Annotated in this window: 23 protein-coding genes; 11 read left to right on the top strand and 12 right to left on the bottom strand. The window is 70.5% G+C overall.

The window, feature by feature from the left end:
- Positions 1 to 4 precede the first annotated feature (4 nt).
- The 4 genes from SGFS_RS27160 to SGFS_RS27145 all read left to right on the top strand — a co-directional run bounded on the left by SGFS_RS27160 (position 5) and on the right by SGFS_RS27145 (position 4,450).
- Positions 5 to 211, top strand: coding sequence for a cold-shock protein (locus SGFS_RS27160; protein WP_019057200.1), 207 nt, complete (start codon positions 5 to 7; stop codon positions 209 to 211).
- 414 nt (positions 212 to 625) lie between these two features.
- Complete coding sequence (gene groL / locus SGFS_RS27155; protein ID WP_286254149.1) at positions 626 to 2,248, top strand: chaperonin GroEL; 1,623 nt, start codon at positions 626 to 628, stop codon at positions 2,246 to 2,248.
- Between the two features lie 231 nt (positions 2,249 to 2,479).
- The gene (locus SGFS_RS27150; RefSeq protein WP_286254147.1) at positions 2,480 to 3,613 is read left to right on the top strand and encodes an NADH:flavin oxidoreductase; all 1,134 of its coding nucleotides are present in this window, start codon (positions 2,480 to 2,482) and stop codon (positions 3,611 to 3,613) included.
- Positions 3,614 to 3,814: 201 nt separating this feature from the next.
- A complete protein-coding gene (locus SGFS_RS27145; protein WP_286254145.1) occupies positions 3,815 to 4,450 on the top strand; it encodes a superoxide dismutase family protein in 636 nt (211 codons plus the stop codon).
- 202 nt (positions 4,451 to 4,652) lie between these two features.
- Here SGFS_RS27145 and SGFS_RS27140 read toward each other — a convergent pair whose 3' ends face one another.
- Entirely contained in the window at positions 4,653 to 5,585 is a 933-nt protein-coding gene (locus SGFS_RS27140) for a hypothetical protein (RefSeq protein WP_434028078.1), read from the bottom strand.
- Between the two features lie 414 nt (positions 5,586 to 5,999).
- Between SGFS_RS27140 and SGFS_RS27135 the strand changes: the two genes are divergently transcribed.
- Both SGFS_RS27135 and SGFS_RS27130 read left to right on the top strand, forming a co-directional pair.
- Positions 6,000 to 6,596, top strand: coding sequence for a hypothetical protein (locus SGFS_RS27135; protein WP_286254144.1), 597 nt, complete (start codon positions 6,000 to 6,002; stop codon positions 6,594 to 6,596).
- Between the two features lie 120 nt (positions 6,597 to 6,716).
- Positions 6,717 to 7,814 carry a PLL family lectin gene (locus SGFS_RS27130; protein ID WP_286254142.1) on the top strand — a complete coding sequence of 366 codons (1,098 nt, stop codon included), beginning with the start codon at positions 6,717 to 6,719 and terminating at the stop codon, positions 7,812 to 7,814.
- On the opposite strand, the gene SGFS_RS27125 is transcribed toward SGFS_RS27130, so the two are convergent.
- Both SGFS_RS27125 and SGFS_RS27120 read right to left on the bottom strand, forming a co-directional pair.
- Positions 7,811 to 8,014: a DUF397 domain-containing protein gene (locus SGFS_RS27125; protein WP_286254141.1), complete on the bottom strand. Its 204-nt coding sequence runs from the start codon at positions 8,012 to 8,014 to the stop codon at positions 7,811 to 7,813. The genes SGFS_RS27130 and SGFS_RS27125 overlap by 4 nt on opposite strands.
- Complete coding sequence (locus SGFS_RS27120; RefSeq protein WP_286254139.1) at positions 7,998 to 8,837, bottom strand: helix-turn-helix domain-containing protein; 840 nt, start codon at positions 8,835 to 8,837, stop codon at positions 7,998 to 8,000. Before SGFS_RS27120 ends, SGFS_RS27125 begins: the two co-directional genes overlap by 17 nt.
- A 129-nt stretch (positions 8,838 to 8,966) precedes the next feature.
- On the opposite strand from SGFS_RS27120, the gene SGFS_RS27115 reads away from it, so the two are divergent.
- Both SGFS_RS27115 and SGFS_RS27110 read left to right on the top strand, forming a co-directional pair.
- The gene (locus tag SGFS_RS27115; RefSeq protein WP_350284017.1) at positions 8,967 to 9,230 is read left to right on the top strand and encodes a hypothetical protein; all 264 of its coding nucleotides are present in this window, start codon (positions 8,967 to 8,969) and stop codon (positions 9,228 to 9,230) included.
- Entirely contained in the window at positions 9,227 to 9,430 is a 204-nt protein-coding gene (locus SGFS_RS27110) for a hypothetical protein (RefSeq protein ID WP_286260463.1), read from the top strand. The genes SGFS_RS27115 and SGFS_RS27110 overlap by 4 nt, the downstream gene beginning before the upstream one ends.
- Here SGFS_RS27110 and SGFS_RS27105 read toward each other — a convergent pair.
- Entirely contained in the window at positions 9,427 to 10,647 is a 1,221-nt protein-coding gene (locus SGFS_RS27105) for a glycosyltransferase (RefSeq protein WP_286254138.1), read from the bottom strand. The genes SGFS_RS27110 and SGFS_RS27105 overlap by 4 nt on opposite strands.
- A gap of 177 nt (positions 10,648 to 10,824) precedes the next feature.
- Between SGFS_RS27105 and SGFS_RS27100 the strand changes: the two genes are divergently transcribed.
- A complete protein-coding gene (locus tag SGFS_RS27100; RefSeq protein WP_286254137.1) occupies positions 10,825 to 11,649 on the top strand; it encodes a SecDF P1 head subdomain-containing protein in 825 nt (274 codons plus the stop codon).
- A gap of 77 nt (positions 11,650 to 11,726) precedes the next feature.
- Here the strand turns inward: SGFS_RS27100 and SGFS_RS27095 are convergent, their stop codons facing one another.
- From SGFS_RS27095 to SGFS_RS27085, 3 genes are all read right to left on the bottom strand, one after another.
- Positions 11,727 to 12,305: a hypothetical protein gene (locus SGFS_RS27095; RefSeq protein ID WP_286254136.1), complete on the bottom strand. Its 579-nt coding sequence runs from the start codon at positions 12,303 to 12,305 to the stop codon at positions 11,727 to 11,729.
- A 119-nt stretch (positions 12,306 to 12,424) separates the two neighbouring features.
- Positions 12,425 to 13,381: an N-acetylmuramic acid 6-phosphate etherase gene (gene murQ / locus SGFS_RS27090; protein WP_286254135.1), complete on the bottom strand. Its 957-nt coding sequence runs from the start codon at positions 13,379 to 13,381 to the stop codon at positions 12,425 to 12,427.
- Between the two features lie 155 nt (positions 13,382 to 13,536).
- Complete coding sequence (locus SGFS_RS27085) at positions 13,537 to 14,478, bottom strand: MurR/RpiR family transcriptional regulator (RefSeq protein ID WP_286254133.1); 942 nt, start codon at positions 14,476 to 14,478, stop codon at positions 13,537 to 13,539.
- Between the two features lie 56 nt (positions 14,479 to 14,534).
- Here SGFS_RS27085 and SGFS_RS27080 point away from each other — a divergent pair, with 56 nt between their 5' ends.
- Positions 14,535 to 14,969, top strand: coding sequence for a hypothetical protein (locus SGFS_RS27080; protein WP_286254132.1), 435 nt, complete (start codon positions 14,535 to 14,537; stop codon positions 14,967 to 14,969).
- Positions 14,966 to 15,244 (top strand): DUF4031 domain-containing protein, encoded by a 279-nt coding sequence (locus SGFS_RS27075; RefSeq protein ID WP_286254131.1) that lies wholly within the window; start codon positions 14,966 to 14,968, stop codon positions 15,242 to 15,244. Before SGFS_RS27080 ends, SGFS_RS27075 begins: the two co-directional genes overlap by 4 nt.
- Here the strand turns inward: SGFS_RS27075 and SGFS_RS27070 are convergent.
- The 5 genes from SGFS_RS27070 to SGFS_RS27050 form a co-directional block, all read right to left on the bottom strand.
- On the bottom strand, positions 15,234 to 15,986 hold the full coding sequence (locus tag SGFS_RS27070; protein WP_286254129.1) for a hypothetical protein: 753 nt from the start codon (positions 15,984 to 15,986) through the stop codon (positions 15,234 to 15,236). The two genes, SGFS_RS27075 and SGFS_RS27070, sit on opposite strands and share 11 nt — an antisense overlap.
- A gap of 129 nt (positions 15,987 to 16,115) precedes the next feature.
- Entirely contained in the window at positions 16,116 to 17,225 is a 1,110-nt protein-coding gene (locus tag SGFS_RS27065) for a GNAT family N-acetyltransferase (protein WP_286260080.1), read from the bottom strand.
- A gap of 29 nt (positions 17,226 to 17,254) precedes the next feature.
- On the bottom strand, positions 17,255 to 18,466 hold the full coding sequence (locus SGFS_RS27060; RefSeq protein ID WP_286260079.1) for a Cmx/CmrA family chloramphenicol efflux MFS transporter: 1,212 nt from the start codon (positions 18,464 to 18,466) through the stop codon (positions 17,255 to 17,257).
- Positions 18,467 to 18,628: 162 nt separating this feature from the next.
- Positions 18,629 to 19,279 carry an HD domain-containing protein gene (locus tag SGFS_RS27055; RefSeq protein WP_286254127.1) on the bottom strand — a complete coding sequence of 217 codons (651 nt, stop codon included), beginning with the start codon at positions 19,277 to 19,279 and terminating at the stop codon, positions 18,629 to 18,631.
- A 76-nt stretch (positions 19,280 to 19,355) separates the two neighbouring features.
- Positions 19,356 to 20,240 (bottom strand): transporter substrate-binding domain-containing protein, encoded by an 885-nt coding sequence (locus SGFS_RS27050; RefSeq protein ID WP_286254126.1) that lies wholly within the window; start codon positions 20,238 to 20,240, stop codon positions 19,356 to 19,358.
- Between the last annotated feature and the right edge of the window lie 28 nt (positions 20,241 to 20,268).

Genomic DNA, 20,268 nt, shown 5'->3' with positions numbered 1-20,268 from the left:
AGGCATGGCTCAGGGCACCGTCAAGTGGTTCAACGCGGAGAAGGGGTACGGCTTCATCGCGGTCGACGGTGGTGCGGATGTATTCGTCCACTACAGCGCGATCCAGATGGACGGTTACCGCACCCTGGAAGAGGGCCAGCGGGTCGATTTCGAGATCTCGCAGGGTCAGAAGGGGCCGCAGGCGGACATGGTCCGGCTCGCGACCAGCTGAAGCAACGCGCCGGTTTGTCGCAGCGACGTTCTTCGTTCTTTTCGGAGGGGCTCGCATCCCAGTCCAGGGGTGCGGGCCCTTCTGCGTGCCCGGGGGGTTGTGCGTCCAGGGCTGCGTCCAGGAGCTGTGTCCGGGGGCGCCTCCGTGGGGCATGGGGGCGCGGGGGCGCGCGCTGGCGCGTGAGGGCGTTCACCTGCATATCTCTGTCGGATCACCGAGAGCCGCTTGCACTCGCATGGGTCGAGTGCTAATCATTGGCGTTAGCACTCTGAAGGTGAGAGTGACAAAGAAGGACCGGGTCGGTGAGGCCCGCAGGCCAGGTGGGGCAAGGAACCACGAGGTGTGCGAGCCGTCCGTCGCGGGCGCGGGCGCGGTCCGAAGGAATCACCCCCAGTCCTGGAGGGACCACTTCACATGGCCAAGATCATCGCGTTCGACGAGGAGGCGCGGCGCGGCCTCGAGCGCGGCATGAACCAGCTCGCGGACGCCGTCAAGGTGACGCTCGGCCCCAAGGGTCGCAACGTCGTCCTCGAGAAGAAGTGGGGCGCCCCCACGATCACCAACGATGGTGTGTCCATCGCCAAGGAGATCGAGCTCGAGGACCCGTACGAGAAGATCGGCGCCGAGCTGGTCAAGGAAGTCGCCAAGAAGACGGACGACGTCGCCGGTGACGGTACGACCACCGCGACCGTTCTCGCCCAGGCGCTCGTACGCGAGGGCCTGCGCAACGTCGCCGCGGGTGCCAACCCGATGGCCCTGAAGCGCGGTATCGAGAAGGCCGTCGAGGCCGTCTCCGGTGCGCTGCTCGACCAGGCCAAGGAGGTCGAGACCAAGGAGCAGATCGCCTCCACGGCCTCCATCTCCGCCGCCGACACCCAGATCGGCGAGCTGATCGCCGAGGCGATGGACAAGGTCGGCAAGGAAGGCGTCATCACGGTCGAGGAGTCGCAGACCTTCGGTCTGGAGCTCGAGCTCACCGAGGGCATGCGCTTCGACAAGGGCTACATCTCGGCGTACTTCGCGACCGACATGGAGCGCATGGAGGCGGTGCTCGAGGACCCCTACATCCTCATCGCCAACTCCAAGATCACGAACGTCAAGGACCTGCTCCCGCTCCTGGAGAAGGTCATGCAGTCGGGCAAGCCGCTGCTGATCATCGCCGAGGACGTCGAGGGCGAGGCCCTGTCGACCCTGGTCGTCAACAAGATCCGCGGCACCTTCAAGTCCGTCGCGGTCAAGGCCCCGGGCTTCGGTGACCGCCGCAAGGCGATGCTGAACGACATCGCCATCCTCACCGGCGGCGAGGTCATCTCCGAGGAGGTCGGTCTCAAGCTCGAGAACACCTCCATCGACCTCCTGGGCCGTGCCCGCAAGGTCGTCATCACCAAGGACGAGACGACCGTCGTCGACGGCGCCGGCTCCTCCGAGCAGGTCCAGGGCCGGGTCAACCAGATCCGCGCCGAGATCGAGAACAGCGACTCGGACTACGACCGCGAGAAGCTGCAGGAGCGCCTGGCGAAGCTCGCCGGCGGTGTCGCGGTCATCAAGGCCGGTGCCGCCACCGAGGTGGAGCTCAAGGAGCGCAAGCACCGCATCGAGGACGCCGTCCGCAACGCGAAGGCGGCCGTCGAGGAGGGCATCGTCGCCGGTGGTGGCGTGGCCCTCATCCAGGCCTCCTCGGTCTTCGAGAAGCTGGACCTGGAGGGTGACGAGGCGACCGGCGCCAACGCCGTGCGGCTCGCCCTGGAGGCCCCGCTCAAGCAGATCGCCGTCAACGGCGGTCTCGAGGGTGGCGTCGTCGTGGAGAAGGTCCGCAACCTCCAGGTCGGCCACGGCCTGAACGCCGCGACCGGTGAGTACGTCGACATGATCGCCTCCGGCATCATCGACCCGGCGAAGGTCACGCGCTCCGCTCTGCAGAACGCCGCCTCCATCGCCGCGCTGTTCCTCACCACCGAGGCCGTCATCGCCGACAAGCCGGAGAAGGCGTCCGCGCCCGCCGGTGGCGGCATGCCGGGCGGTGACATGGACTTCTGATCGACTCCGGTCGATCACCGTCCTTCAGTACCGAGGGCGGCACTCCCTGCGCAGGCAGGGGGTGCCGCCCTCGGGCGTGTCCGGGGTCACAGCGGGGAAGGGCGTGGCGGTGGAATGACCTGGTGGGCAAGACGGTTGGTGCATACGGCACTACATGCACACGCATGAATCGCCCTGAATTGCCGTTAATCGCCACTCGATGTCTTACGACCTCTCCGAGGAGCCCCCACCGTGACCACCGCTTCCACCGCCTCCGCCACCTCCCGCGCCGCCGAGATACTGTCCCGGCCGGTCTCGATCAACGGTCTGACCGTGCCGAACCGCATCGCCATGGCGCCCATGACGCGGGCCTTCTCGCCGGGTGGTGTGCCCGGGGCGGATGTCGCCTCGTACTACGGGCGGCGGGCGGCCGCCGGAGTGGGGCTGATCGTCACCGAGGGGACGTATGTCGGGCACGAGACGGCCGGTGACCACGAGTCCGTGCCCCGGTTCCACGGGGAGGAGCAGCTCGCGGGGTGGGCGAAGGTCGTCGAGGCGGTGCACGCGGGCGGCGGCACGATCGTCCCGCAGTTGTGGCACATCGGCACGGAGCGCTCGCAGGGCAAGCTGTTCCCCGAGGCCCCGGTCCTCGGCCCGTCCGGTCTGCGGGGTGACGGCAGTACGCCGGAGGGTGGCCGGGCCATGACCTCGGCCGACCTGGACGAGGTCGTCGCGGCCTTCGCCAGGGCCGCCGCCGACGCCGAGCGCATCGGCATGGACGGCGTCGAACTGCACGGCGCCCACGGCTATCTGATCGACCAGTTCCTCTGGGCGCGCACCAACCGCCGTACGGACGCCTACGGCGGTGACCTCGCCTCCCGTGCGAAGTTCGCGGCGGAGGTCGTGGCGGCCGTGCGGGCGGCGGTGTCCGCGTCGTTCCCCGTCATCTTCCGCTTCTCGCAGTGGAAGCTCGGCGCGTACGACGCGAGGCTCGCCGACACCCCCGAGGAGCTGGAGGCGCTGCTGACCCCGCTCGCGGCGGCCGGTGTCGACGCCTTCCACGCCTCCACGCGCCGCTACTGGGAGCCGGAGTTCGACGGCTCCGACCTCAACCTCGCGGGCTGGACGAAGAAGCTCACCGGCAGGCCCACCATCACCGTCGGCTCGGTCGGCCTCGAAGGTGACGTCACCGGGGCGTACCAGGGCCAGGGCTCCGAGGTCCGGGGCATCGACGATCTGCTGGACAGCCTGGAGGCGGAGCGGTTCGACCTCGTCGCCGTGGGCCGGGCGCTGCTCCAGGACCCGGAGTGGGCGGCGAAGGTGCTCGACGGGCGCTTCGGAGAGCTGACGGCGTTCGAGGCGGCGGCGATGGGCTCGCTCAGCTGATCCTCCGGTACCTCCGAGACCTTTCGCCAAGTCTCCCCAGTACCCGGCGGTAGCGAGCCAATTCCGGCGAAAGTGTCGCTGTAGGGTCGTGAGCGCAGCGTCGCCCGGCACCCCAACTGTCGTGATTCCGACGACAGTTGGGGTGCCGTGTTGTGTGCGACCGCTCCCCTTCAACCCCCCACGAACGGGACGAGAACCCTCATGGCACGACACAAGCTCACCCTCAGGAACAAGCGCCTCGTGGCGGCGGGTGCCGCCGTCGCCGCGGTCGCCGGCGGCCTCGGCGTTGCGGCCACCGCGGGCGCCAGCGAGACCACCGAGACGAACCCGGCGACCAAGCGGCCCGTGGAGAAGGTCGTCGTCCGGGCGGTGCTCGCTCCGGCGGCGACCGCGCAGGTCTCGCCGGCGGTCACCTACAACACCGAACTGGCGCCGGTGGCCGCGCGCGTGCAGGTCAAGGAGGAGTTGCGGCGCGACGGCGGGACCCGGATCGAGCTGCGGCTGCGGGACCTCGTCGCCGACCGTACGTACGGCGCCCATGTCCACACCAAGCCGTGCGGGAAGCTGCCCGCGGACGCGGGTCCGCACTACCAGGACGAGGTCGATCCGAAGCAGCCGTCCGTCGACCCGAAGTACGCCAACCCCGAGAACGAGGTGTGGCTCGACGTGAACACCAACAAGGACGGCTCGGCGCGTTCCGTCGCCGTCGTGGACTGGCGGTTCCGGGAGGGCGGGGCGCGTTCCGTGGTCCTGCACGAGATGGCCACGTCCACGCACGAGGGGCATGCCGGGACGGCGGGGGCGCGGCTGGCCTGCGTGAACGTACCGTTCAAGTAGCCCCAGAAGTAAGGCGAGTCGTGCCGGGCTCGTGAACTCTGCGGGCCCGGCACGGGGGATGGATCAGTCGGCGTAGTCCTTGAGCCGCGCTGTCGTGAGGGTGATGCCGACGGGGTCGGGGAGCTCGACGGTGGCGTCCCAGGGGTGGTCGCCTCCTTCCTCCCACGTGCCCCGGCGTGATGGCCTCGGACTGTAGGAGCGGTCATACGGGTGTCCTCTGACTTCGCTGCTCTGTCATCGCGGCACGGATCTCGGCCGCGCGGCTGTGGACTGCGGCGGCGGGGAGGGAGGTGTGGGCGCGGGCGGGGGCGCTTTCGCCCCGGCACGCGCCGCAGATGCCGCCCGGCAGTGCCTCCGGGCGGCCCGGGGTGCGGCACTTCGCGCATTCCAGGATGCGGAGGGGCGGGCGGGTCCGCGTGGGCTCCGGTTTCGGTTCCGGTTCCGCTTCTGGCCCTGGCCCCGGCTCCGGCTCCGGGGGGAGCTTCGTGAGGAGGCGGGTGCGCAGGAGGGCCGCCGGGTTGTGGACCGGGGTGGGGAGGCCGTTCGTCAGGGCCTGGCGGATCGACTCGTCCGTCGCCCCCCGCTCGAACCACGGGGTCAGCAGCGGCGCCAGGTTCGCGCAGTCCGCCTGGGAGAGCGAGAGGGACGGGGTCGCGCGGCCGAGGGCGGCGAGGAGGATGTGGGCGCGGGAGCGGGTGGGCGGGGCCTTCGGCTCCTCCGGTACGTCGCCCCGCGTGTAGCTCGCCCACCATTCGTCGTCCCGCGCCGCCCGCGAGAACCACGATCGGGTGATCCAGACGGAACTGCCCGAGCCGGCGGTCACGCACTCCCGGCCCCGACGCAAATGGCCCGCCCCCTGGAGGTTGTTGAGGGCCGTGCGGAGTGCGCACTGTCCGTACGGGAGGGCCTTGGCCAGCGTCTTCACGGAGATGTCGGCGCCGTCGGGGAGCCGGTCGACGAACGCGGCGATCGCTGCTTCGCGGGGTGCGAGGTGAGCGAAGTCGTGGGCCGTGCGGGGGCGTTGGCCGGGGGCTGTGCGTTTGCCGTAGCCCGGATTGGCCATGGGGTGGGCCTGGGGAGGTGACGGGAGCGCGTGCGCGGGCAGGGAGGCAGCACTAAGGTTGGCGTCAGCCATGGGATCGAACCCTCTTTTCGATCTTGTTGGTCAGGCCCCTGCCGCTGGTGCTGGTAACACCTGGTGGGGGCCGTTTTGTTGTCTGCGCGCACGCTATCAGTACCGTCACGGTGCGTGGCAAGCCGAACGCGGGAAGTCAACTTGCGGGGTGGGAGGGTGGGTTGAGGCCCACCTCCCAATCCTCAGAAAGAGGGCTCGGAGCGCGCGACTTGAGCTTCGGGGCGTTGATTCGGTCGCGGTGGGGGTCGGTGTCGGTGATCGCCGACGCGCGCGCCAACCTGCGTCGCTACTACGCCTTCACCGATCAGGTCGGCCGTCTCGGTGACATGCTGTTCGAACAGTAGGTGTTATCGAGACGCGTGTTCTTGAGACGTGTGTTCTTGAGGCGTGCGTTCTTGAGGAACGGGGGCGCTGGTGAGTAAGAAGCAGGTGCGGAAGATGCTGCGGCAGATGGAGAGCGGGGAGCCCGTCCGGCTCATCGTCAGCATGACGACGATGAACGGGCTCGCCCGACTCGCCTTCATCGCCCAGCAGTTCGGGTACGAGTACGCGGACCTGGCGCAGACCAACGACAACAAGTTCGCGCTGCTCGTCGTGCCCGACGCCGGCCCGCAGGCGCGGGAGCGCGCCGAGCGGAACCGGGCGCGGTACCCCGACGCGGGCGACGGGGTCGCGCTGCCGCCCGTCGAGCCCGATGCGATCCGGCTCCTCAGGGCCCGCATGGCCGTCGACCTCGGCACCCAGTACAGCGACAGGCTGCGGATGGGGCTCGCGGTTTTCTTCTTCACCGCGTCCGCTCTGGCCATCGGCTTCCGGGCCCGTGCGCATACCGAGGTCGTCCTCGTCGCCGGCGTCGTCTGGGCCGTAATCATGGCTCTGCTGCCCGTGCTGATGGCCTACAGCCGACGTTACCGAGGCAATGCCGCCGCCCAGTTGGAGGCCGCCGGGTTCACGGCGGTGACCGACGGGGACGGGAGGGTGCGGTATGTGCCGCCGGGCGGGTTGGGATGAGTGTGCGCTCAGAGAGCAGCAATCGTGCGCGGTGAGGCATTCGCGGCCACGTTGAGCCCGCGATCATCCCACTGAACGAGAGGAACCACCCCCCCCATAGAGAAAAGGGTGAGCGCAGCCATGCTCTCCACACGATCGAGGCGGATGCTCCACCGATGGCGGAGCATCACAACCACCGCCGTCGCCGCGTTATTACTGTTCATCGGCGCTTCCAGCCCGGCCTCGGCAGGCGAGGGAAGCTGGTTCAACCTGGGAGGCGACGCCAGGGCACAGTCCGCGTCGTACTCCGCGGTGATCGGCGGCAACCTGTACGAGGTCGTCCGCGGCAGTGACAACAACATTTGGTTCCGCTACAACAACGGCACCTGGCGGGCACTGGGCGGATTCCAGGATGCACGCACCGCGTCCCCGCCCCGCATCATCGAGTTCCCCCCGGGGCGCGCCCTGGTCGTCGTCCGGGGTTACGACTCGGAGATCTGGTACACGCAGGGGAACAGCGGATCCGCCAACTTCTGGACACCATGGCGCCAGTTCTCCACCGGAGCCTGGGCCATGGGCAGTCCGTGGCTCTCGGTCGACTCGACGGGGGGCAGCCCCGCTCTTCGGATCGACGTACCCCGGTACGACGGGCGTATCAACTATCGGTACGTGTGGCCGTGGAATCTCGAAAGCAATGGCAACATACCCTCCACCGCCGGGCGCGAATGGACCTACAGCCAGGGCTTTCAACTGGCGGGCACGTCCCGTGACATCGAGGGCGAGGGGCAGATCGCCCTGTGGGGTTACGGATATCCGGAATGGCAGAGCTATTTCACCGGGACCAACAACCACGTCTACCGTGCCCGGACCGACCAACGTAACGGTCAGTTGACGCAGGTCAACGAAGTCCCTGGCAACGCGGTCTGCAACAGCGGGGTGTCAGCCGGCCGGCTCGGCAACCAGACCACTGTCGTGGAGCCCGGCCGCGGTGGCTTCAGGGAGCAGCAGAGCATTCTCATCTCCTGTGTCGGGACCGACGGCCTGGTATGGATCAACACCTCCGCCGACGGCGGTGAAGTCTGGGTCGGATGGCGCCACGCCTCCGGCACGCCGGCCCCGACCACGAGCGCACCGGCGGTCAACGCGACCTACTCCGAGTTCACGTTGACGATCCGCTGGAACGGGGCCCGCAGCTCGCTCTACCCGAACAACGCGATCGTCGCGAAGAAGCTCAGCTAGGACCTCTTGAGATCTTCGACGAAGGAGGCCCACGCCTCGGCCCGGAACACGAGCGCCGGGCCGAGGGGGGTTTTTGAGTCGCGGACGGAGATGACGGGGAGGCCGTCGGCGACTTCCAGGCAGTTGCCGCCGCCACCGCCGCTGTAGCTGGACTTGTGCCATACGGCGCTGCTCAGGTCGTGGTCAGGGATGTTCCTCATGGATGTAATCCTGCGCCAACGCCTCGATGAGAGCCAGAGAGTTCTCCGGCGGGAGGGCGGAGGCCGCGAGGAGTTCGAAGGTGAGCTTGAGCTGGGAGACGAGGGCCGGATCGTCCTCCAGCCGCCCGATGCGGGGGCCCTCGAAGTAGACGAGCGGAGGGGCTTCCTCGAAGTCCATCAACTTCAGCGCGCCCTCCATCGCAGTGTGGGCGCCCGCGTTGAAGGGCAGTACCTGCACGATGACCCGGCTCTTGCGGGCCAGGCTCGCAACGTGGGTCAGTGCCTCCGCCATCACGGCTCGGCCGCCGGTCTCCCGGCGCAGCGCCGCTTCGTCAAGCACCACCCACAGCAGCGGTTTCGTTGGATCATCGAGCAGGCGGGCCCGGGCAACCCGGCCGTCCACCCACTCGTCGATGGTCTCCTCTGATGCCGTTGGGGCGAATCCACGGTTCACGGCCCGTGCGTACGCGGGCGTTTGGATCAGGCCAGGGATCAGCGTCGGTGCGTACTCCCTGATCGCAGTGGCCTCTGCTTCAGCCTCCGCTGCCGCTGCGAAGTGCTCGGGATAGCGAGACTTGGCCAGTGCCAGGCAGTTCCGCGAGAAGAAGTCGTCCGTGTTGAGGGCCACGTCGATGAGGCGGGCGATCTCGGGCTGCATACGTCGTACGGCCGCCTCCAACTGCCCCACGAACGACCCGCTCACAAACAACCGCTGGCCCAGATCCTCCTGGCTCAGCCCCGCCTTCTCTCTCGCGTGGCGCAGCTCGGCGCCCAGCAGGGCGCGGGGTGACGACGACGGGTCGAGGTCCTTCGGTCCGGGCATGGCCACCGCTCCTGTCCAGCAGTCCCCCTGTTGGGGCGTCGTATCTGGCCAGGCTAGACGCGCTGCCGCCACGCTGTGTGGTGAAAGCGGAACTCAGCGTGGATGGACCGGTGAACTGGAGTCGTGGGCGTGAAGAACAGAGCTGCGATGGGCCGGGGCCGTGGGCGGAGCCTGGTCGTGCCGCCGACCGAGGAGGCCGTCGAGCAGTTGAAGGCGGCGCTGCGTGACGTCGGCGTCATCCTGCCGTCCCTCGGCGTCGATCCGGTGACGGCGGCGAGCCATATGCCGGACCCGCTCGTCCAGTTGGGCCGCTGCAACGTACGGGTCGCGGCCCAGCTGATCGCCGTACTGCGCCGGGCGGCAGCCGTCGAAACCGTCGAGGAGGAGACGTGACGCCCTCGTACGCCGTCGACGTGCGGGACGGGCGGCTCGGGGAGGTGATGGGCCGCGAGGGCGGACACGTGCAGCTCCGGCCGGTCGGGGGTGGCCGGGAGTGGGACTGTCCCCCGGACGCGTTGCGTGCGGCGGCGCCGGGGGAGGTCCTGCGGGCGAGGGTGCGGCTCGTGAACCGGGAAGGCCGGCTTCCCTGTTAGGCGACCGCGTCGAGCAGCCGCTTCGCCGCGACCGTCGCCCCGTCCGTGAGCATCGCCCCGGCCACCTCGGTCGCCCGTGTACGCGTCTTCGGCGCCAGGGCGATGTCCAGCGCGGCTGACAGGGACTCGTACGTCGGGGTCGGGCCGTCGTGCGCGGCGCCGATGCCCAGGTCGGCGACCCGGCCCGCCCAGTACGGCTGGTCCGCCAACTGCGGTACCACCACCTGCGGAGCGCCCGCCCGCGTGGCCGTCGCCGTGGTGCCCGCGCCGCCGTGGTGCACGACGGCGGCGACCCGGGCGAACAGCGCCTGGTGGTTGGCCTCGCCGACGGCGAAGCAGTCGTCCTGGCCGTCGATCAGGGTCAGGTCGGCCCAGCCACGGGCGACGAGTACGCGGCGGCCCTGCGCGCGGACCGCCTCGACGGCCACCTGGGCGACGTCCGCCGACTCATGCATGGGCATGCTGCCGAAGCCGACGTACACCGGTGCTTCGCCGGCCTCCAGGAACGTCAACAGCTCGGCGGGGAGCGGGCGTTCGTCCGGCAGACTCCACGCGCCGGTCTGTACGACGTCGAGGCCCGGTGTCTCCTGCCACGGGTCCAGGGTCGGGTCCGTGGCCAGCCAGGGCCGGTCGCCGTAGACGTACGAGCGGACGTCGTCCACCGGGGGCAGGCCGATCGACGCCCGGTTGGTGTTGAGCGCCTCGCCGAACAGCGTGTTGATGTGCTGGGCGTCGAGGTCCCACAGCACCCGGTTGTCCGTGACGTCCTCCGGGAGGGGGCGACCCGGGTAGGCCAGCGGCCGACGGCCCGGTGACGGCAGGGTGAGCTGCTGGAAGGTCACGCACACGGAGGGGATGCCCAGCTTCTCGGCCACCGAGCGCGCGCCCGCGACGGCGGGCAGTATGCCGGCCGCCGCCACGAGCACGTCACATCCCTCGGCCGCCGCGGGGAGCACGTCCAACTGGCCGGCGATGATCTCGGCCGCGCGCCGGGGCAGGCCCGACGGCGGCAGCTGCGGCGCCGCCTTCGTCAGCGCGCGCGCCGACGGGCCGAATGGCAGCAGTGGTACGCCGACATCGGCCAGCCGCCGCGCGAAATCCTCGTCCGGCGGCGCGCACAGCCTTACCTCCGCGCCGAGTTCCCGCAGCCGCACCGCGAGTCCCACCAGCGGTTCGACGTCCCCCCGCGACCCGTAGGTCGACAACACCACACGCATTCCGTGACTCCCGTTTCGGCAGCTGACTGGCCTAGGCCGGTGATTCTGCGGTACCACGGGGGTCTTGCCGCAAGACCCCCGGTGCGCTATACGTTGAGCATGGCAAGGAGTCCGTGACTCCTTGCCATCGCCATTTGTCGGGCCGGGGGGCGCCGGTCGAACGCTGGGGGGATGACGATGGCTGTACGTCTTCGGGTCGTCGGGGTGATGTGTCTCGTCGCGCTGGTGGGCGGGTGCGGTGGGTCGAGCGATTCCGCGGGGTCGGGTGGCTCGCCCGGGGTTCACGGCTCGGCTGCCGCGCGGTCGCCCCAGGTCGTCGTGACCTTCGCGCCCGAGAGCGGTGCGCCCTCGACCCCCGCGGCTTTGAAGCGGACCGCCGAGTTGATCCGCGACCGGGCGGAGGCGGCCGGGCTGGGGGAGACCGAGGTCACCGTCGAGGGCGGGCAGATCACGGTGACGGGACCGGTGGCCCGGCAGAAGTCGTTGGAGTCCCTCGGGGAACCGGCCGAGTTGGGGTTCCGTCCGGTGCTGAGCCAGGCCGCGGCGGCCGGGGGTGAGGACGAGTGCCGGGCTGCGGCGGACGCGTCGCCTTCGGAGCCGATCACCGCGTGCGGGGAGTATCAGGGCACCCGCTACACGTACGAACTCGAACCGGTCGCCGTGCCCGGCACGGACGTGGCCGACGCGGAGGCGGCGTTCGACAAGAACAGTGGGACGGGCTGGTTCGTGAAGCTGGAATTCACCTCGGCGGGCGCGCAGAAGTTCACCGACGTCACCGGGCGGCTGGCCACACAGACCTCGCCGAACAACCAGTTCGCCATCGTCCTCGACGGCACCGTGTTGTCCGCCCCGCAGGTGAACACCGCGATCACCGGCGGCAAGGCCGAGATCTCCGGCACCTTCACCAAGCGGGAGGCGCAGGAACTGGCGGCCCACCTGTCCACGGGCGCGCTTCCGGTACGGCTGACGACGGCGAGCGTGTCGCGGATCCTGCCGAACTGACGTGTGCGTGTGAGTGGTTGAACCTGGACTCGCCGCTGCGGCTGCCCCAGCCGGTCCGAGCGCTCCGACCGGATCGCCTACAGGTTCCCCATGGGTTCGATGTCCACCCGTACCGGCTCGCCCCAGATACGCAGCACCTCGTAGTCCGTGAACTCGTGGACCAGGCGGTAGGCGATCGCCGGGCGGGGGCCGCGGCGCTGGGCCGTGAGGTACAGCTCGGCCTCGCGGCGGTCGCGGCGCGGGGTGCCGCAGAGCTGCCAGGTCTGGCCGTTCCACGACTCGGGGAGCCAGCGCTGCTGGGGTTGGGGGCGGTCGTCCCGTACGCCGTAGCGCGAGGGGGTCGGGGTGGCCGGGCCGGTGGGGCGGGCAGGGCCGTAGCTGTCGTTCAGCTCGGCTCGGCGGGCGGCGCGGCGGCGGGTCTCGCAGAGGAGGCAGCGGTCGGGGGCCTCCTCGTCCACCGGCCCGTTCGGATGCTCGGCGCAGCGGGTCGTGGGGGCCGCCGTCGTGACCGTCTCGTCCAGCAGGTCCAGGGCACGTCTGAGGTCCGCCTTGAACTCGTGGAGGCGGGCGTCGGGCGTGTCGGCGGTCAGCGTCTCGCCGTGCTCTCCGAGGACGCGGAGGGCGCGGCCGAGGGCGGTGAGCTGTGCGTGGTTCATGGTTGCCAGCCTGCCATGCCCCACTGACATCACCGCCGCTGTAGCCGCTCTATCCGGTTACAGCCTGTGACCCAGCTCCGCCCGGCATGTGACCTCGCCGCCGTAACCGCTTTAACCGGTTACGGCGTGGTGAGAGCCGATGCCAGGGCCGCTCGCAGACGGCCCTCGTGCTGCGTCAGCAGACGGGTCGCCGTCTGGCCGTCCACGCCGCCGAGAATGATCAGGATCGCGTTCTTCGTCTCGCCGGCCGACTCCGTCAGCGCCTTCTCGATCTCCTCGTCCGTCGCGCCCGTGGCGAGGGCCACGATGCGGCGGGAGCGGGCGCGGAGCTTGTCGTTCGAGACCCGTACGTCGACCATCAGGTTCCCGTACGTCTTGCCCAGGCGGATCATCGTGATCGTCGAGAGCATGTTCAGGACGAGCTTCTGGGCCGTGCCCGCCTTGAGGCGGGTCGAGCCCGTCACCAGCTCCGGGCCCACGACGACCTCGATGCCGTGGTCGGCCGCCGCCGCGAGCGCGCTCGCCGGGTTGCAGGAGAGGCCGACCGTCAGGGCGCCGTGCGCGCGGGCGTGCCGCACCGCGCCGATCGCGTACGGCGTGCGGCCCGAGGCCGAGACGCCGACCACCGTGTCGGCGGGGGTGAGGTGGAGCGCGTCGAGGTCGGTCCTGGCCAGTTCCGCCGAGTCCTCCGCACCCTCGATCGAGGTGACCATGGCGTTCCGGCCGCCCGCGATCAGGCCCACGACCTGCGCGGGGCTCGTGTTGAAGGTGGGCGGGCACTCGGAGGCGTCCAGCACGCCGAGCCTGCCCGCCGTACCGGCGCCCGCGTAGATCAACCGGCCGCCGCGCGACATCCGCTCCGCGATCGCGTCGATCGCCGCCGCGATGAGGGGGAGCTGTGCCGCCACCGCCGCCGGGACCGCCGCGTCCTCGCCGTTCATCAGCTTGGCGATGTCGAGCGTGGGGAGCTGGTCGATGTCGGCGAGCTCCGGACGGAAGGCTTCCGTGGTCAGCGACTCCAACTCGGCCCGCACGGAGAGGTGGTCGGGGGAGACGTCGGGGGGGAGGGAGGGCATGGGGTGACTCTTTTCCGTACGGTGTTGCGAACAGCGACCTGGTTTTTCAGGGGCGCGGGGCTGTGTCGACGGGGCTGCGTCGACATGCGGCTCCGCCGCGTGTGCGCGACAAGCCACAACGGACCCGCAGACGCACAGCGGCATCCAGTGCCCCGCTACCGCGAAAGCCCACCGCTTCGGTGCCGGTGCGCCAACGCCTCGTACGACGCGGACAACGCCGGAGCCGCCGACTCGTACGTCCGCTGCGCCACCCCTATGAACAGGCAGTCCACCACCAGCAGCTGACTCGTCCGGGACGACATCGCCGCAGGCCGCAGCTCGGTCTCCCGGGCCGTCGACGTCGTCAGGACGTGGTCGGCGTACTGGGACACGGGCCCGTCCGGCCGGCCGGTGATCGCTATCGTCGTCGCCCCGTGGTCGAAGGCCACCCGCAGCGGCTCTATGACGTCGCTCGTCGAACCGGAGTGGGTGATCGCGACGGCCACGTCCTTGGCGCGCAGCTGCACCGCGTTGGTGACGGCGAGGTGCGGGTCGCTGTGCGCCTGCGCTATGAGCCCTATGCGCAGCAGTTTCTGGGTCAGGTCCTGGGCGACCAGGCCGGACGCCCCCACCCCGTACACATCGATGCGGCGGGCCTGCGCGAGCGCGCCGACCGCCGCGCCGAGCTGGGCCGTGTCGAGCCCGGCGGCCGTGTCCGCGAGGGTCTGCTGCTCGTCGTAGGCGAGCTTGGCGACCACGTCGGGGAGCGGGTCGTCGACCGTGATGTCGGCCGTGACGGACGGCGCCGCGCCCGACTGCTGGTGGGCGGCGAGCCCGGCGAGGGCGAGGCGCAGATCGCGATATCCGGGGTAGCCGAGGAGGCGGGCGGTGCGCACGACCGTCGCCTCGCTGGTGCCCGTGAGAGCGGCGAGGCCGGTGACGGTGAGCGCTGCGCAGCCCGCGGGGTCCGCCGCGACTGCCTCCGCGACCCGCTGCATGGAACGGGTCATGGAAGGCGCCAGCGTGCGCACCTTCGCCGCGAGTGCGGCGGGGGCGGGCGGAGCGTGTCCCGTGCGTCCCTCCGCCGGTGCGAAACTTTCCTTCACTTCATCGCTCACACTATGAAAGATATTTTCGGTCCGGGGGTGCGGTCAAGGGTGCGCACAATGGAGGCATGAGCCCCAGCAGTGACGCCGATGATCCCGTCGGCCCCGGTGACCCCGTAAGCCCCCTTGAACAGGTACTGCACGCGGCTCGCGCGCTCGTGCTCGCCGATCTCGTCGCGGGCGACGTCGCCGAGGCCGATGTCGTGTCCATGGTCGAGGAATCCGTCGTACAGCGCCGCTGGTGGGTCGAGCAGTGGCCGGACGGGATGCCGTACGTCGCCGGGCTCGTCGCGCAGGACGTCCAGGACGCCCTGCTGGAACGCTACGGCCGCTGGCCGCTCTGCCCGGTCTGCGACGCCGCCGACCCGCACGCCCTCGACGTCGAACCGGAGCTGGGCCCCGACCCGCACTGGGTGTGCCACAAGGCGGGGGTGAGGGTCGCGGCGGTGGGGGCACTGCCGACGGCCGCAGGAGGGCCGGCCGGCGGGATGCTGTCGTCGTGACGATCTATATCGACCCGCCGGACTGGCCGGGGCACGGACGCATGTGGTCGCACCTGGTCAGCGACGTCTCGTACGAGGAACTGCACGCGTTCGCCGAGGAGTTGGGCGCCCCGAGGCGGGCCTTCGAGCGCGACCACTACGACATCCCGTCCCACCGCTACGCCGACGCGGTGCGGGCCGGGGCGGTGGAAGTGGGGTCGAAGGAGCTGCTGCGGCGGCTCACGGGGGCGGGGTTGCGGCGGCCCAAGCGGCGGGGGCCGACGGTCAGTTCTTGAAGACCGGCTCCAGGTTGTGCCACCAGGTGAGGAGCGAGTTGTAGTCGGGGCCCATGATGACGAGCAGAGCGGGGCGCTCGTAGTACGTGCAGGCGATGACGTACTGCATCCTGGTGTTGGTGTAGCAGGCCACGTCGCCGCCCGGCGTGGTGGAGTCGTTCTCGTTCCAGAGCCCGTGGACGCCCACTCCGTCGTCGCAGTTGCCGTCGGGCAGGCCGCCCGTGTAGGTCTTGAACACGCTCCGCATCTCGGCCTGGCTCTTGTAGAGCGCGATGTTGGCTTTGCCGGTGATCGCGCCGTACGTCGGGTCCTGCACGGTCACGGTGCAGAGCAGCCCGGCCCTGGCGCCCGGGATCGTCGTCGTGTCGGGCTCGCAGCTGCCGCGCTGCCACTGGTCCTCGTTGAGCGAGTCGCGCAGGTCGCGCTGGGCGTCCGTCAGGCCGTCGTCGACCACGGTGACCTCGGTACTCGGCGTGCTGGGGTCGGGTTTCGGCGGCTCGGGGTCGTCGCGGCGAGTGGTCGTGGGGCCCGTGGGGCTCGTGTTCGGCTTCGGCTCCGGGCCGGTGTCCGGATCGCGGTCGGCCAGCCAGGTCACGCCGATCCCGATGAGCGAGAGCGCGCTGGTGACTATCAGGCTGATGACGGCTATGCGCTGCCCGTTGCCCGGGCCGGGGTTCGGACCCGGCGGACCCGGCGGACCCGGCCGAGGCGGTGGTGTGGGTGTAGGACCGTACGTACTCATCGTGCTCCCCCGATCCCCCGACCCCGCTCACCTGATCCCCCGACCAGGACATCCCGAATTATCAGGACCGTATGAGCGCCCGGAACAGGGGATAGGGCAAGAAACCGGAATGGTTGGGCCCGGTGTACCTCAGGTGCGCAGACGGAGTTCGTACGCGAATTGATCACCGTCCGCCCAGTCGTCGCTCACCAGTTGGAATCCGGCGCGGGAGACCACACCCTGGGACGGGGTGTTGACCTTGTCGACGACGGCGAAGAGGGAACTGACGTCGCCACGCTCGCGGGCGCGCTCCCGGGCCCAGTCGGCCAGCGCGCGCAACGCCTCGGTCATGTAGCCGTGGCCGCGGGCCGACTCGACCAGGTCGTAGCCGACCTCGACGCGGCCGTCCTCGTCGGGGGCGCCGTGGTGGCCGAGCGCGCCGACGGCCAGCCCGTCCGCCTCCCGCACCAGCACGTACATGCCCCACTCGGGCCGGTGCACCCCCGCCTCGTACGCCTTGAACATCATTCCGGCGCCGACCCGCGTCCCCTCGATCGGCCCGCCCTCGATCCACTCGAAGCCGCCGGTGCCGCCCTCGGCGAGGTCGGCGGCGGCCGCGGGGGTCACGCCCTGGAGGGTGAGGCGTTCGGCGGGGATGTGGAGGGGGTTGCTCCAGTGCCATCGGGTGACCGTCGCGCGATCGGGCAGGTCACCGCGTCCCGTGGCCCACAGAAGCGTGGCCCAGGGGTTGTCGCCGGGTCGGACGTGCGGGAAGAGCCGGGAGAGGACGGACTCGCAGAGGTCGACGGACGGGGCGTACTCAGCCGTGAGCCCCAGCCCCTCCGCGATGTCGTGGGTGTGCAGGAGCACCTCGGCGACGCCCATCGCCGCGAAGCCCTCGCGGTCGGCCGCGCGGAACGGGTACGGGTGGAAGGCGCGCACCTCGCGGGGCGTGGCCTCGACGGCGGCGGAGAGCAGCGCGCCGGTCGTCCGGATGACGTCGAGCACGTCGGCGTCGCCGCTGCCGTCCTCCATGGCGAGCTCGAAGGGCACGTACGCGGAGGTGGCCCGCCCGGCCAACTGCCCCGCGTACGCGATGAGATCCTCGGCGATGTGGACGGCGGTCCTGCGACAACTCCAGTCGAGACGCCCGGCTTTGACACCGGCCCAGTCGCGCTGTCGCCCTCGCTGCAGGTCCAACCCCTTGCCGAGCAGCGCGAGGCTGTGATCGACGGCCTGCTGTACCTGTTCCCCGCCCATTGGTCGCATGGCGGTGAGGATAGGTGGGATCAGACGTCAGTACGTACGGGATTTACGGCCTCTGTACCGGCGCCGGTGACGACGCGGGAGACGCCCTTTCGGCGATGCAGCCGCAGCGAGACGACGGTGAGGACGATGGCCGCCGCCATGAGCGCCGCGCCCGCCCAGGCCGTGGCGGCGAACCCGAACCCCGCGTCGATGACCGCGCCGCCGAGCCAGGGGCCGCCGGTGTTGCCGAGGTTGAAGGCGGCGGTGGTGGTGGCGCCGGCGAGGGTGGGGGCGGCGCCGGCGACGTTGAACATGCGGGCGTTGAGGGCGGGGGCGGTGTAGAAGCAGGAGACGCCGAGAAGGAAGGAGAGGACGATGGCTGCGGCCGCGTACGCGGAGAGGACCGCGAGGACGACGAGGATGACGGTGGACGCGGCGATACCGCTGATCAGCACGCCGAAGAGGTGCGCGTCGGCGATCCGGCCGCCGATCGCCGTACCGATGATCGCCCCGATCCCGAACAGCGCGAGCACGGTCGGCACCCAGCCGTCGTCCAGCCCGGCGACGTCCGTGAGCAGCGGCGCGAGATAGCTGAACGTGCAGAAGACCCCGCCGGCGGCGAGCGCGACGACACCGATGGAGAGCCACACCTGGGGGTCGCGATAGATGCGCACCTCGCGTCCGAGCCGGGGCCGCTCGTCGGGGAGAGGGATGGCGGGGACCAGGACGACGACCCCGACGAGCGCCACGGCGGAGGCCACAGCGACAGCCCAGAACGCCGAACGCCATCCGAGGTGCTCCCCGAGGAAGGCACCCGCAGGCACCCCGAGCACATTCGCGATCGACAACCCGCCGATCATGATGGCCAGCGCCCGGGCCCGCGCGTTGACCGGCACCATGGCCACGGCCACGGCGGCCCCGACCGCCCAGAACCCGGCACACGCGAGTGCGCTGACGACCCGGGAGGCGAAGAGCACCTCGTAGTTGGGCGCGACCGCTCCGGCGATCTGGCCGATTCCGAAGACCGTGATCAGGGTGACGAGCGTCGTGCGGCGAGGGAGGCGGAGAGTGGCCACGGCGAGCAGGGGTGCGCCTACGACCATCCCGATCGCGAACGCCGAGATCAGCAGGCCCGCCCGGGGGATGGACACGTCCATGTCTTCGGCGATGGGCGGAAGCAGCCCGGAGAGCATGAACTCACTGGTGCCGAGCGCGAAGACGGCGACGCCGAGGACGTAGACGGAGAGGGGGATGCGGGGGCGGAGCGCGGCTGATTCCGGGCTGGGGACGGGTGCGGGCATGTTCATGGGCAACCAGCGGGAACGAGGCCCCATTCCCGGCGCCCCATTCCAGGCGCCTCACTCCTGGGGCCTCATTCCCGGGGCCTCATTCCCGGGGCCGCGCCCGAGGCCCGCTCAGCCCTTCGTGAGCGTGGCCAGCTCCGCCCGCAGGTTCTCCCGCGCCCGCTCCTCCCACTCCCGCTCCCCGTACGGCGTCCTGAACAGCCGGGGCAGGTCGAGGAGTTGGCGGAGTACGGCCGCGCGGCCCTCGCGGAAGGCCTGCTCGGGGACGAAGGCGTACTCCTCGCGGACGGCGGCGGCGTACGCGGCGTAGGCCTTCGGCGGTGAGGCGAGGATCGCGAGGTCGGCGTCGCAGAGGACGGCGCCGTTGTGGTCGTCGTCGGCCGGGGCGTGGGTGAGGGTGAGGCGGACCAGGCGGGCGACCTCGCGGGTCCTGCCGTCCGGGACACCGGCCTCGGGGAGGGCGCGTTCGGCGAGCCGGGCCGAGCGTTCCTCGTTCGTGGAGCGTTCCGGGAGGTACACGGCGTCGTGGAACCAGGCGGCCAGGCGGACCGCGGCCGGGTCGTCGGCGTAGTCCGCGAGCGTGTCGATGTGGTCCAGAACCGCCGTGAGGTGGTCGAGGGTGTGGTACCGGCGCTGGGGCTCCGACCAGCGCTTGATCAGGTTGTCGGCGTACGGGGTGGGCTCGGGGTGGCGGGCGCCTTCGCGGGCCGGGACGAGGGCGTCGAGCCAGCGGGAGCGCAGGGCTTCGGGGTCGGCGGGCATGAGGGCATTGTGCGCCTCCGGCTCGACCGGTCGAGGTCCGGTGGGCTCCAGGCGTGGCAGCCGGGCCCTGGCGGGCTCAGTCGACGGACGCGTTCCCCGGCTTGTCCCGGCAGGACAGGGCGTCGATCTCGTCGGCCGTGGGCCTTGCCTCGTCGCGTTCGGCCTTGGGGACCTTGGGCAGGTTGTTCTCGAAGTCGCGTTCCCAGTCGTTGCCGGCGACGTACGTCCGCAGGGTGTCGCGGAGGCGCTCGCAGTCCGCGCGGTGGCCCTTGGCCATGGCGATGCCGTAGTCGTTCGGCTCCCCGAACTTGATGCCCGGTACGACCCTGAGCCCGGGCTCCGCCTCCATGAAGCCGTACAGGATCAACTGGTCGGTGGAGACGGCGTCCACCTCTTTCGCCAGCAGGGCCTTCATGCAGTACTTGGCGTCCTCCTCCTCGCGGAGCCGGATCTTGTCGTACGCCGGTTTCTTCAGCTCCTCGGCGGACGTGGTGCCCTTCCAGACGCAGACGAGCTTGCCGTCGAGGTCGGAGTCGTCCTTGTAGCGCCCGTAGTCCTTCTCCCGTACGAGGATGCCCTGCTGGGTGGACGCGTACGGGCCCACGAAGTCGAGTCCCTCCCCGCCCTCGTCGCGGGGTTTCATCCGCTGGGCGGTGATGGAGTAGGTGGCGGCCACGAGGTCCAGGTCGCCGTTGCGCAGCGCGGGGCCGCGGTTCTTGGACAGCACCCCGCTGAAGTACGGCGAGGTGACCTTCACCGAGGCCAGCAGCTCCTTGGCCACGGTGATGTCGAAGCCCTCGTAAACGCCGTCGTGCGGCGAGGAACTGGTGCCGGGCTGGTCGCTCTTGGCGCCTACGTGCACCTTGCCGTCGTCGAACATCGACTCCTCGGAGGAACAACCCGTGGCGAGCGGCCACAGCAGGGCCACCACGGCCGCCATGGTCACTGTGCGTACCGCCATGTGCTTCTCACTCCTGTCCGTGCTGCTC

The sequence above is a fragment of the Streptomyces graminofaciens genome (genome assembly GCF_030294945.1).
Taxonomy (GTDB): domain Bacteria; phylum Actinomycetota; class Actinomycetes; order Streptomycetales; family Streptomycetaceae; genus Streptomyces; species Streptomyces graminofaciens.
This window is presented reverse-complemented; position numbering and strand designations above follow the sequence as displayed.

Excerpts from the sequence above, each read along its gene's own strand:
- SGFS_RS27160 (WP_019057200.1), top strand. The coding sequence starts at position 5 with ATGGCTCAGGGCACCGTCAAGTGGTTCAACGCGGAGAAGGGGTACGGC.
- groL (WP_286254149.1), top strand. The coding sequence starts at position 626 with ATGGCCAAGATCATCGCGTTCGACGAGGAGGCGCGGCGCGGCCTCGAG.
- SGFS_RS27145 (WP_286254145.1), top strand. The coding sequence starts at position 3,815 with ATGGCACGACACAAGCTCACCCTCAGGAACAAGCGCCTCGTGGCGGCG.
- SGFS_RS27140 (WP_434028078.1), bottom strand. The coding sequence starts at position 5,585 with ATGGCTGACGCCAACCTTAGTGCTGCCTCCCTGCCCGCGCACGCGCTC.
- SGFS_RS27130 (WP_286254142.1), top strand. The coding sequence starts at position 6,717 with ATGCTCTCCACACGATCGAGGCGGATGCTCCACCGATGGCGGAGCATC.
- SGFS_RS27125 (WP_286254141.1), bottom strand. The coding sequence starts at position 8,014 with ATGAGGAACATCCCTGACCACGACCTGAGCAGCGCCGTATGGCACAAG.
- SGFS_RS27120 (WP_286254139.1), bottom strand. The coding sequence starts at position 8,837 with ATGCCCGGACCGAAGGACCTCGACCCGTCGTCGTCACCCCGCGCCCTG.
- SGFS_RS27105 (WP_286254138.1), bottom strand. The coding sequence starts at position 10,647 with ATGCGTGTGGTGTTGTCGACCTACGGGTCGCGGGGGGACGTCGAACCG.
- SGFS_RS27100 (WP_286254137.1), top strand. The coding sequence starts at position 10,825 with ATGGCTGTACGTCTTCGGGTCGTCGGGGTGATGTGTCTCGTCGCGCTG.
- SGFS_RS27095 (WP_286254136.1), bottom strand. The coding sequence starts at position 12,305 with ATGAACCACGCACAGCTCACCGCCCTCGGCCGCGCCCTCCGCGTCCTC.
- murQ (WP_286254135.1), bottom strand. The coding sequence starts at position 13,381 with ATGCCCTCCCTCCCCCCCGACGTCTCCCCCGACCACCTCTCCGTGCGG.
- SGFS_RS27080 (WP_286254132.1), top strand. The coding sequence starts at position 14,535 with ATGAGCCCCAGCAGTGACGCCGATGATCCCGTCGGCCCCGGTGACCCC.
- SGFS_RS27070 (WP_286254129.1), bottom strand. The coding sequence starts at position 15,986 with ATGAGTACGTACGGTCCTACACCCACACCACCGCCTCGGCCGGGTCCG.
- SGFS_RS27065 (WP_286260080.1), bottom strand. The coding sequence starts at position 17,225 with ATGGGCGGGGAACAGGTACAGCAGGCCGTCGATCACAGCCTCGCGCTG.
- SGFS_RS27055 (WP_286254127.1), bottom strand. The coding sequence starts at position 19,279 with ATGCCCGCCGACCCCGAAGCCCTGCGCTCCCGCTGGCTCGACGCCCTC.
- SGFS_RS27050 (WP_286254126.1), bottom strand. The coding sequence starts at position 20,240 with ATGGCGGTACGCACAGTGACCATGGCGGCCGTGGTGGCCCTGCTGTGG.